The organism is Lyngbya sp. CCY1209, from assembly GCF_055795065.1.
Map to the genome: position 1 here is coordinate 18,432 of NZ_JAYFER010000303.1, position 9,056 is coordinate 27,487.

General features: G+C 52.4%; 9 protein-coding genes. 4 read left to right on the top strand and 5 right to left on the bottom strand.

Going from position 1 to position 9,056, the window contains the following annotated elements; translation table 11 throughout:
* The gene (locus tag AC0QHF_RS08880) at positions 1–423 is read right to left on the bottom strand and encodes a calcium-binding protein (RefSeq protein ID WP_324703845.1); all 423 of its coding nucleotides are present in this window, start codon (positions 421–423) and stop codon (positions 1–3) included.
* A gap of 321 nt (positions 424–744) precedes the next feature.
* On the opposite strand from AC0QHF_RS08880, the gene AC0QHF_RS08885 reads away from it, so the two are divergent.
* Together AC0QHF_RS08885 and AC0QHF_RS08890 are read left to right on the top strand one after the other, a co-directional pair.
* The gene (locus AC0QHF_RS08885) at positions 745–1,119 is read left to right on the top strand and encodes a hypothetical protein (RefSeq protein ID WP_324703846.1); all 375 of its coding nucleotides are present in this window, start codon (positions 745–747) and stop codon (positions 1,117–1,119) included.
* A 33-nt stretch (positions 1,120–1,152) separates the two neighbouring features.
* Positions 1,153–1,653: a ParB/RepB/Spo0J family partition protein gene (locus AC0QHF_RS08890; protein ID WP_324703847.1), complete on the top strand. Its 501-nt coding sequence runs from the start codon at positions 1,153–1,155 to the stop codon at positions 1,651–1,653.
* Between the two features lie 75 nt (positions 1,654–1,728).
* Here the strand turns inward: AC0QHF_RS08890 and AC0QHF_RS08895 are convergent, their stop codons facing one another.
* The 3 genes from AC0QHF_RS08895 to AC0QHF_RS08905 form a co-directional block, all read right to left on the bottom strand.
* A complete protein-coding gene (locus tag AC0QHF_RS08895; protein WP_324703848.1) occupies positions 1,729–2,034 on the bottom strand; it encodes a sll1863 family stress response protein in 306 nt (101 codons plus the stop codon).
* 106 nt (positions 2,035–2,140) lie between these two features.
* Entirely contained in the window at positions 2,141–4,216 is a 2,076-nt protein-coding gene (locus AC0QHF_RS08900; protein ID WP_324703849.1) for a serine/threonine-protein kinase, read from the bottom strand.
* Between the two features lie 529 nt (positions 4,217–4,745).
* Positions 4,746–6,500, bottom strand: coding sequence for a tetratricopeptide repeat protein (locus AC0QHF_RS08905; RefSeq protein ID WP_324703850.1), 1,755 nt, complete (start codon positions 6,498–6,500; stop codon positions 4,746–4,748).
* A gap of 370 nt (positions 6,501–6,870) precedes the next feature.
* On the opposite strand from AC0QHF_RS08905, the gene AC0QHF_RS08910 reads away from it, so the two are divergent.
* Together AC0QHF_RS08910 and AC0QHF_RS08915 are read left to right on the top strand one after the other, a co-directional pair.
* Positions 6,871–7,038, top strand: coding sequence for a hypothetical protein (locus AC0QHF_RS08910; RefSeq protein ID WP_324703851.1), 168 nt, complete (start codon positions 6,871–6,873; stop codon positions 7,036–7,038).
* A 333-nt stretch (positions 7,039–7,371) separates the two neighbouring features.
* The gene (locus tag AC0QHF_RS08915; protein ID WP_324703852.1) at positions 7,372–8,601 is read left to right on the top strand and encodes an AAA family ATPase; all 1,230 of its coding nucleotides are present in this window, start codon (positions 7,372–7,374) and stop codon (positions 8,599–8,601) included.
* 271 nt (positions 8,602–8,872) lie between these two features.
* Here the strand turns inward: AC0QHF_RS08915 and AC0QHF_RS08920 are convergent.
* On the bottom strand, positions 8,873–9,056 hold a 184-nt coding region (locus AC0QHF_RS08920), incomplete at its 5' end, for a hypothetical protein (RefSeq protein WP_324703853.1).

Below are 9,056 nucleotides of genomic sequence, written 5' to 3' on the forward strand. Positions count from 1 at the left end.
TCAGTTTGCCTCCATAAAACCGATGCGAAACAAATTAAAATCGGCAATAAGATCAGTGGCATTGATGCCTTGTACAAAAGCAATTAAATCGTTGGTTTGACTCCAAATCCCCACGCCAACTCCGAAATCTCCGAAGGTAAAGTCAGAAAATATGACGGCATCTGCTCCGCTGACATCGATCGCATCTTCTGAGGGTTGAAAGTCGGTGATTAATGCAAAATCTAAATCTCCGGAACCGATATAATAAGACTGTAATTCATCTCCGAGTACAAAGTCATCTGCTTCTGACCCCCCAATCAATGTATCTTGTTCTCCCAGACCCGGATTCGGGAAAGACGGATCGATTTCGACTCCCCAGAGAAAATCGATGCCTTTATCGCCGGAAATTAGATCGTTTCCACCACCCCCAAGATGCGATCGCACAGTTTCAAACAGCTTGCCGGGGAATGTCAGCCATTCTACAATCGAAAGATCCGGAATTTTAACCCCTTAATAAAACTTTCAAAATTGCCCGAGATTATTTTTACAAAACTTCATAATTTCCCCCGGCCTGACTCTTGAAATTGTGCGATTTGATGGAAAAATGCCGACAGCTAAAAACGCCATAACTTCCAACTGGCAAAGGTTTGATCGCCATTTGTAACAGGCAAAAATAGAACGAAAAATTTTTTTTTGCCATTTCCCGTAAAATCGGGCTATGTTACCTGAGAGAGAAAGTGAAGGGTAAATTTTGAGGGTGCTATTATGTTGGGAAACCTTGCTGACACTTATTCTTGGCAACCCAGTCCCGTGTCGCCCGTCGCCGCGGTCCACCCGCGATTCCAATTAATGCGGGACTGGATCGAGGCTCAAATCCAGTTGGAATGCGTCGTATCCGATTTCAAGTGGGCCTGTTCTCGCTACCAGAACCTCTGTCAAGAACTCGACTTTTTGTTGAACCGCCATCCCCTCGAACAACTGCAATACTTGGAGCCGGAGCGCGATCGCGAGTGCCAAGAAATTACGGCAGTTATTGATGAGATCTCTCGGTTATCACTCACGCAACTCAAGTTGGAGCGCGTCATCGCCGCCATCCAAGCGTTACTCTTTTTCAACGGGACGGCGTTACCATCGACCTAACGGATCGGTACAATTTTTGAGAAGCTGCTGTCGGTGCGGTTGAAACTCGATCGCGATCGCGTCATTTCCCTGCTTTACCGGATGCGGAACGGCTTCAAGCGGGGGGTGAGCCGAAACGTTTCGGCTCAAAAAGAAATGGCGGCGGTCGAAGAGATTTTCGCCCCCCTGGGTTTGTCCTGGAAATCCTTCGTCGAAACGCGGTTGAGCCTGCTAAATAAACCGCCGCACCTTCTCGATGCGGTGCGACAGGGAAAAATCACCTACACGAAAGCGATGGCGATCGCCAAAATTCCGAATGAGGGAGAGCGAAAAAAACTGCTTCAAGAGGCGATCGCGCAAAATCTTTCCCTGAAAACCATTCGGAAACGCATTCAAGAATTGCCAAATTCGGGCGATCGCTCTGCCTCTCCCCAAGCTCGGATCGAGACAACTTATCAGCACTTGAAAGCCGCCAGAATTTGGGAAAATCCGGCGAAGTGGGAACGGCTGCAACACCTGCTCACCCAACTCGAAGAACTGCTCACTTCCGACTAAACGAAACATTTCGGTTAGTCGGAATTGCGGAGATTTTTTAGACTCAAAAATCCCGGCGATCGCCGATCTCAAAAATTAAGATTTGAACTTCTCCATCGCCTTTTCCCATGAACCTTGAAGTTCGCCCCAAGCGCTTTCAAAACCATCTTTAATATCTTCCCAAGCCTCCCCGCTGGCTTGCTGCAATTCTTTCAGCTTGTCCTGGGTTTGATTCCGCTTGACTTCCAGCTCCTCGATCCGCTCGTGATAGTTAATCGCGGCATCTGCTTTAGCCTGTTTGGCTTTGGCTTTGAGTTCGTCAATTTGGGCGTTCATCTTGTCGAGTTTCGCCTGAAATTTGTCTGAGTAAGCTTTTTTCTCTGTCGCTTTATCCGTCATCATTTAAACTCTCCTTAATCTCGGATGATGAATTGCGATCGCATCATAACTTGTGCTTCGATTTCTGTCACCTACCGAAAGTCAGATTTTGAGGAATCGCGATCGCCCCCTAATCCTCCCCCAAATGCCAAACCCAAATTTCATTATTTCCGCCATTGCAAATCAGCGTCCGGCCGTCCGCACCGAAGGCGACGGGGCCGTATCCGGCCAACTGAAACGTCGGATTTGTGGAGAGTTCGGGCGGGTCGAGTTTCCACAGGCGCACCGTCCCGTCACCGCCGCCCCAAGCCAACATTTTCCCGTCCGGACTGATGGAAATGCTGGGCTTCGTTCCCTCGGTGGCGGAAAGGGTGGCGAGTAAATTTTCCCGTTGGAAATCCCACAATTTCACGGTGCCATCTTCGCCGGCGCTGGCCAGGAGGTTCGGGTCGGGACCGAACGCCACGGACCCGACGGCGCCGGAATGTCCGGCGAGGGTGTAGAGGCTGTTAAACAGTCCGAATCGCCAGATTTTGATCTGTCCGTCCGCGCCGCCGCTGGCAAACCAACTGGACTGGGGATGGTCGTCCCAAGAGTGGGGGGTGGCGGCAGTGGGGGGGGTGCGTCCCACGAAGGTGACGCAAAAGACCGGACCGCAGTGTTCCCGGAGGCGGTAGAGCAGTTCCCCGTTGCGCTGGTTCCAGAGTTTGATGGTGTGGTCGGCGCCGCAACTGGCGACGATGCGGCCGTCGGGGCTGTAGGCGACGGCATTGATGGGGCCGCTGCGGTGGCTGTAGGGGGAACCGGAGTGGCTGAAAAATCGGTCGGTCATGGCGCGGGTTTTCAGGTTCCAAGCCAGCAGGGTGCGATCGCAACTGCCGCTGACCAGGCGTCGCCCGTTGGGACTGACGGCGATCGCATTCACCGCCGCCGCATGGCCGCAAAAGCGGTGCAGCAGTTGGCCGGTGCAGAGGTTCCAGAGTCGAATGGTGCGGTCGGCGCTGCTGCTGATCAACAGATACCCGTTCGGCCCGATCGCGATCGCCCGCACGGGGGCCGAGTGCCCTTTGAGGACGACCCCACACCGCCAGGTTTCCGGGGATTTTGGCGGTGCGGTTTCCTCGAAACCCAGTTGTCCGCCGCAGTCGCAATTTAACAGGGGGATGGAGATTGGCGGGGGAGATGGGGAACCGGAAAAGATCCCCACACCGAAGGATTGCGGTGGCGGAACGCCCCAGATCGGCTGCTGGTGGGCGAACTCCGCCTGTCGGGTCGCCAGTTCGACGGCGACCCGGACTTGTAGGGGGTGGCTCGGGTGAAGCTCGGGTCGGAGGTCGCGCAAAACGTCCTCAGCGCACTGGTAGCGGTCTTTCACCCAGTCGGCGAGGAGTTTGTCGAGGATGCGGTTCAATGGGGGGCTGATGCTGCGGTCGGTTCGTTCCAGGTGCGATCGCCAGGTCGATTCCCCCGTGAACGGGTCGAACAGCTCGCCGGGGGGAATCCCCGTCAGCAGGTGGATGCAGGTGACGCCCAAACTGTAGAGGTCGCTGGCCGGGTAGGCCTTTCCCCCGCGAATTTGCTCCAGAGGCGCGTAGCCGATGGTTCCCGTCATCGTCCCGGTTTTGGGGTGGAACAGGTCGATTTCATGTTTGGCGACACCGAAATCGACGAGCACCAAATGGCCGTCTTGGCGGCGGCGGATGATATTTTCGGGTTTGATATCCCGGTGGACGACTTGGTGATGGTGGATGAATTGCAGGATGGGCAACAGGTCCCAGAGCAGTTCCCGCACGGTTTCTTCGCCGAAAGGTTTCCCGAGATCCAACTCCTGCAGGAGATTTTCTCCCTCGATATATTCCTGCACCAAGTACAATCGCCCCTCGGATTCCAAACTGGCGTACAGGTGCGGGATTTGGGGATGATTGCCCAACTCCTGCAGCCGCATCGCCTCCTGGTGAAACAGGTCTGTGGCTTTTTGGACGGCGGCGAAATTCTGCTGTTGGGGGGAGAATTGTTTGAGGATGCAGGAGGTTCGCGATCGCTTTTCATCGATGCCCAAAAAAGTCCGGCTCATGCCCCCGCCCCCGAGATTCTGTACGGCCCGATATTGGCGATCGAGCAGCAAAGATGAGCCGCAGTTCGAGCAGACGTGGCTTTTCGGGGAATTTTGAGGGGTCGGACAGAGGGGATTTAGGCAGTAGCTCATGGGCGCAGCTCGGGTGGATCGATCTCACTATTTTAGTTTGTCCTACCTGTCGAGTGTTATAACGCCCGCTTCCCAAATCGATAGAATTCTTAAGGATCATTTAGCTTTTGTAAAAATTGTTAAAATAACTACAAAAATTGCAACTTTGGGCGAACTGACATTCTGAATGACAGTCAAATTTGAGCCGATGTCAAAGCGATCGCCGACCGTCAGAAACGCCCGACTCTCCGCTCTCAATTCGGTTCCTCCTTTCCCTTTTCACCCCCACCGCAGCCGGGTCGGGTTGGGTGCTTGAGGATTCGACTATTGACGAATAATTTTGAACGGCTATATTGAAATTAATTCCAGCCCAGACCCAACCCAACCGCAACCTCTTCGTCGCCTTTCCCCTCTCGCACGATCGCTCCCCCCTTCCGGAATGGGTGAGGGATGAATTGGAGCTATCAACAACAGTACACTCCCACCCATCTCCAATTATGATTATGGTTTCAGACGAAGACGATCCCATCGTTCCCCCGGGATTGAAACATCAGGCTTTTTGGGGAGTCCCGGCATTCACCCGCTGCCGCGCGATCGCCCGCCACCCCTCCAACTCCGGCTGTCGCCAAGGGGTTGTCGAACTGGCGCGATCGCGATCGTCGGCGGCGAGTCCGCTTTCCCAAAATGGCAGGGCTTGCTGACGTTCCCCTTTGACTTCCAAAACCTGCGCCAACAGGTAGAAAACCGCCGAGTTTTTATTGCCAATATCTAGGGCATTTCGCAAATGCTGTTCGGCTTGATCGGGGTCGTTTTTGAGAAAATAAGCCCAACCCAAATTTTTTTGGAGGGCGACTTTGACATCGGGATCGCTCACCCGGTCTGATATCTTTTGAATCGATGCGATCGCGGCTTCGGCATCCCCCTCTAAAAGCGCCAGCCGCGCCAAGTTGCTGACGGCGGCGTGGGCGGCCCTGCCACCGCCTTTCGCCGCAATTTCGTAGTGGTTCCGGGCGGATGCAAACTGTTGCAACCGTTCGTCCGTCGAACCCAAATTGTAGTGGGCCGGCGCCAGGTTCGGGTTGTAGCGGATGGCGTCCGTCAGGGCGGAACGGGCGCTTTGAAATTCGCCGTCGAGATAATGTTGGTAGCCCAATTGGTTGAGGTATTTCGCTAGTAAATGGTGGGAGATGAGGCGGCGGACGGCAGGGCTGAGGATGAATCGATCGCCGGCGACGGACTCGATGAGCGATCGCGCCTCCAGGGATTCTAAAATTGGTGTCAGGGCGATCGCGTCTTCGGTAACCATCAAATTTTCCGTCAATTCTTCCCGGGCGACGGGGCGGTTGTGGAGTGCCAACCAACACAACAATTGCGGTTCCAGATCGTTCCAGTCGTCCCGGTATTGGCGGATAATTTTTTCGACGTTCAAAGTGGTTTGCTGGATCAATTGCAGCGGCGTTTCCAGAAACCGATTGAAAAATTGGGTGGAAATCAGTTGGAGTAACCGGGGATTTCCGCCGTAAAGGTGAATCAATTCGGTGCGGAAATGGGCATCGACGGGGGTCAGCTTCCCGTTGGCAAGCAGTTTTTCGGCCTCCGAGTCGGGGAGTCCGTTCAATTCCAACATTTGAAGGGTCGCTTGATCTTCGATAAGTGAGATCAGGGCGGCGGGGGGTTCCCACCCGATCAAGAGGGTGGGGGTCCCGGAGTCGGCCCGGGCTTGCAGGTGGCGCCCCCAGTTTTCGCCGATTTCCGACGGGGAGAGGGTTTCCAGGTCGTCCACCACCAGCAGGGCGCGATCGCCCGTCGGGAATAAGTCGTCCCAAGTCGGCGTCCGGCGGAGCGATCGCCAAATGACGCGATCGAAGTGGGGGGCGATCTCGCGGACGGTTCGGGCGGCGAGGGCGGTTTTGCCGATGCCCCCGGCCCCCCACAGCATCACCACCGGGGCCGGATCTGCCATCAGCCAGCTTTTGAGGGTGTCGAGTTCGGGGGTGCGATCGAAGAAGCGATCGCCTTCTGGTGCCTCCCCCCGGGGGACGGCGGGTTTGGCGGCGACCTGACTTTGATATTCTGCCACCAGGAATTGCTGCAATTTGGCGAGTTTTCCGGGGCCGGAACCGGCGATGTCAAATTTTTTGTACACTTCCCCGAGTCGCTTCTGGAGGGCATCTTTGCGGATGTCGAGATCGCGGGCGATCGCGGCCAGGGGTTCTCCGGCGATCGCCCGGGACAAAACCTCAAGTTCGTTGTCGGAGATTCCGGCCCGTCGGGCCAGGTGGATCAAAAAGTCTCTGGGGATCATGGCTTCACCGCCTTCGGGGGAGGGTTTCGGACACTGCCCCTGATTATACCGTCTGTTATCTCATTTGAGTGAGTCACAACCCCCCCGACCGTCGAAGTGGCGATCGCGGGGCAGTCCGACTCAAATTCCCTTATCATCGGGGCGAGACCGGTTTCAATTCCCGCCTCCCCTCTCCCCATCTTTCCCAATCCCGGACTTTTTTCTCACTTTAATGAGATTTTTCCTTGACATCATCGCGATCGTCCGGTTAAACTGGCCGTATCAAAAGTTAGATCAATGAGACGTTCCCGCGCCCCGGGTCAACCCGTCCGGCCGGCGATGGGTGCGCTTCGCGGAGCGTTCCCGAACCATTTTTGAGGACTATTTGAATATGGAAGCCGTTCTGATTGCTCTCGTCTTGTTGGCGTTGATTTGGCATCCCGAAGACCCCCCCAAACCCGCCCCCAAACCGAAGCGGTTTTACCTGGATAAAAAAGTGCTCAGACGGGTCAAAACCGGGGACGTACCCGCCGACTGGGGCGATCCAGACGATGACTGATCGGGCCGCAAGTTTCGCCGACTATAGCAGTGCGAAATGATCCCGACAACTGAATCCCTTCAAAGCCCCCAGAATGGCCCGGCCGTTTCATTCTCCCCGAAAAATGGCAGGGGGAGCGATCGGGAGCGACCGGGAGATTTTTCGGAATGAAAAGGTATTTTCAACCGGATATTCCCTTGCTCCTGTCTCCCCTCAACCGTTTTCATCCTCACCCCCGACAATTTTTAACCGAGAATGAAACGGCCGAGCCCAGAATTGGGGGCATCGGGGGCGATACAATTGACACATCGAATCGGACAATTATAAAATACAATCGTAATGCTGTGATTTTTCATGATGACAGCATCATCTGACGATGCCACCCGATCTCTATCAAAAAAAATTATGCTGAAAAGAATTTATATCGATAATTTTAGATGCATGGTTAACTTTGAATTGAGAGTGGATAGCATCAACCTCTTTTTGGGTTCCAATGGTTCGGGGAAAACGACCATTTTTGATGCCTTAAGAAAACTGCAGCTATTTATTTTGGGCGATCCAATATTTCAGCAATATTACAAAGTCTCAGATTTATTTAAATCCCGGGATTTGACGAGGTGGCAAACATCGGACGTTCAAAAATTTGAATTGGACATTCAAGGGAATGGTGGTTTGTACAAATATACTCTGGAGATCCAACATCAAGGAGAGTATTCACCGCCCAGAATGCGTTTAGAAAGATTAACTTTTGACAGTCAACCGCTGTTCGAGTTCTGGATCGATGCGGGGGATCGAGGTATGCCCGTCGGTCAAGCCAGACTGTACAATGACGATCCGAATCGTGAAGGTGCATTTTTACCATTCTTTGATTGGTCGCGTTCTGGCATCGGTTTTATTTATGAAAGACCCGACAATCAAAAGCTGACCTGGTTCAAAAAACGGATGGCAAACTTTTCGATCGTACAGATCGACCCTTTTTCAATGACATCTAAAAGCAGTCAGGAGGCAAGTTTGCCCGACTGGAATCTTTCAAATTACGCGGCTTGGTACAGCTACTTATCTCAAGAAAATCAAGGAAATATACTCAAACTAACATTGGAATTGCAAAATATAATTCCGGGATTTGATTCGTTCCAAAATTCTAAATCTGGCGATGTCAGGATTTTGTCGGCATCTTTCAATCATCCCAGCAAAGTTACATATCAGCTCGATGAATTGTCGGAGGGACAAAAAGTCTTGATCGCACTCTATACCTTAATTTATTGTTCCTCCGACGAAGATTTTACGTTGTGTATTGACGAACCCGAAAATTTCCTGGCTTTGCCAGAAATACGACCTTGGTGGAATAAAGTGATGGACTCTTGCATCGAAAATCAAGGACAAGTCATCTTAATTTCTCATCATCCATCGTTGATCAATTATTTGGCTGGCAATTTGGGCTATTGGTTTGAACGAAGCAATAATCAAGCCGTCCGGGTCAAACCCATCAGTCAGATGACCGAGATGCAAACAGAAGACGGTAAAAAAGAAGACGGCTTATCATTGAGTCACCTGATAGAACTGGGATGGATTTATGACGAGTAGAGATAATTTGCCGGAAGTTACGATCCTCTGCGAGGATCTGGCCCAAGAGCGATTTATCAGGGAATATTTGAAATGTCGGGGATGGGACGATCGCAAAATTAAAGACTTTGGCAATCCCAAAGGAAGAATCATTCAAAATAACAATGCTTGGGTGGTCAAAAATTATCCGGACATTGTGAGAAGTTACAGAAGAAGTTGTAACTCTAGAAATATTGCCGTTGTCGTGATGATTGATGCCGACGAACGGTCCGAACATCATATCTTGCGTTCTTTACATACAGCATTTGATGAAACGGTCGGTAATTTGAACCGAGATTCGCGATCGCCGACCGAGCGGGTTGCGATTTTCGTGCCGGCCCGAAATATTGAAACTTGGTTTTTTTACAAAAGTAGCAACAACTTTAGGATTTTCTCTTAAAGGAGTTGGTAGAGGCACATTGACTATGCCTTTAAGA

Bases quoted from the DNA above. Each gene is read 5' to 3' on its own strand.
- AC0QHF_RS08885 (WP_324703846.1), top strand. From the start codon at position 745: ATGTTGGGAAACCTTGCTGACACTTATTCTTGGCAACCCAGTCCCGTG.
- AC0QHF_RS08895 (WP_324703848.1), bottom strand. From the start codon at position 2,034: ATGATGACGGATAAAGCGACAGAGAAAAAAGCTTACTCAGACAAATTT.
- AC0QHF_RS08900 (WP_324703849.1), bottom strand. From the start codon at position 4,216: ATGAGCTACTGCCTAAATCCCCTCTGTCCGACCCCTCAAAATTCCCCG.
- AC0QHF_RS08905 (WP_324703850.1), bottom strand. From the start codon at position 6,500: ATGATCCCCAGAGACTTTTTGATCCACCTGGCCCGACGGGCCGGAATC.
- AC0QHF_RS08910 (WP_324703851.1), top strand. From the start codon at position 6,871: ATGGAAGCCGTTCTGATTGCTCTCGTCTTGTTGGCGTTGATTTGGCAT.
- AC0QHF_RS08915 (WP_324703852.1), top strand. From the start codon at position 7,372: ATGATGACAGCATCATCTGACGATGCCACCCGATCTCTATCAAAAAAA.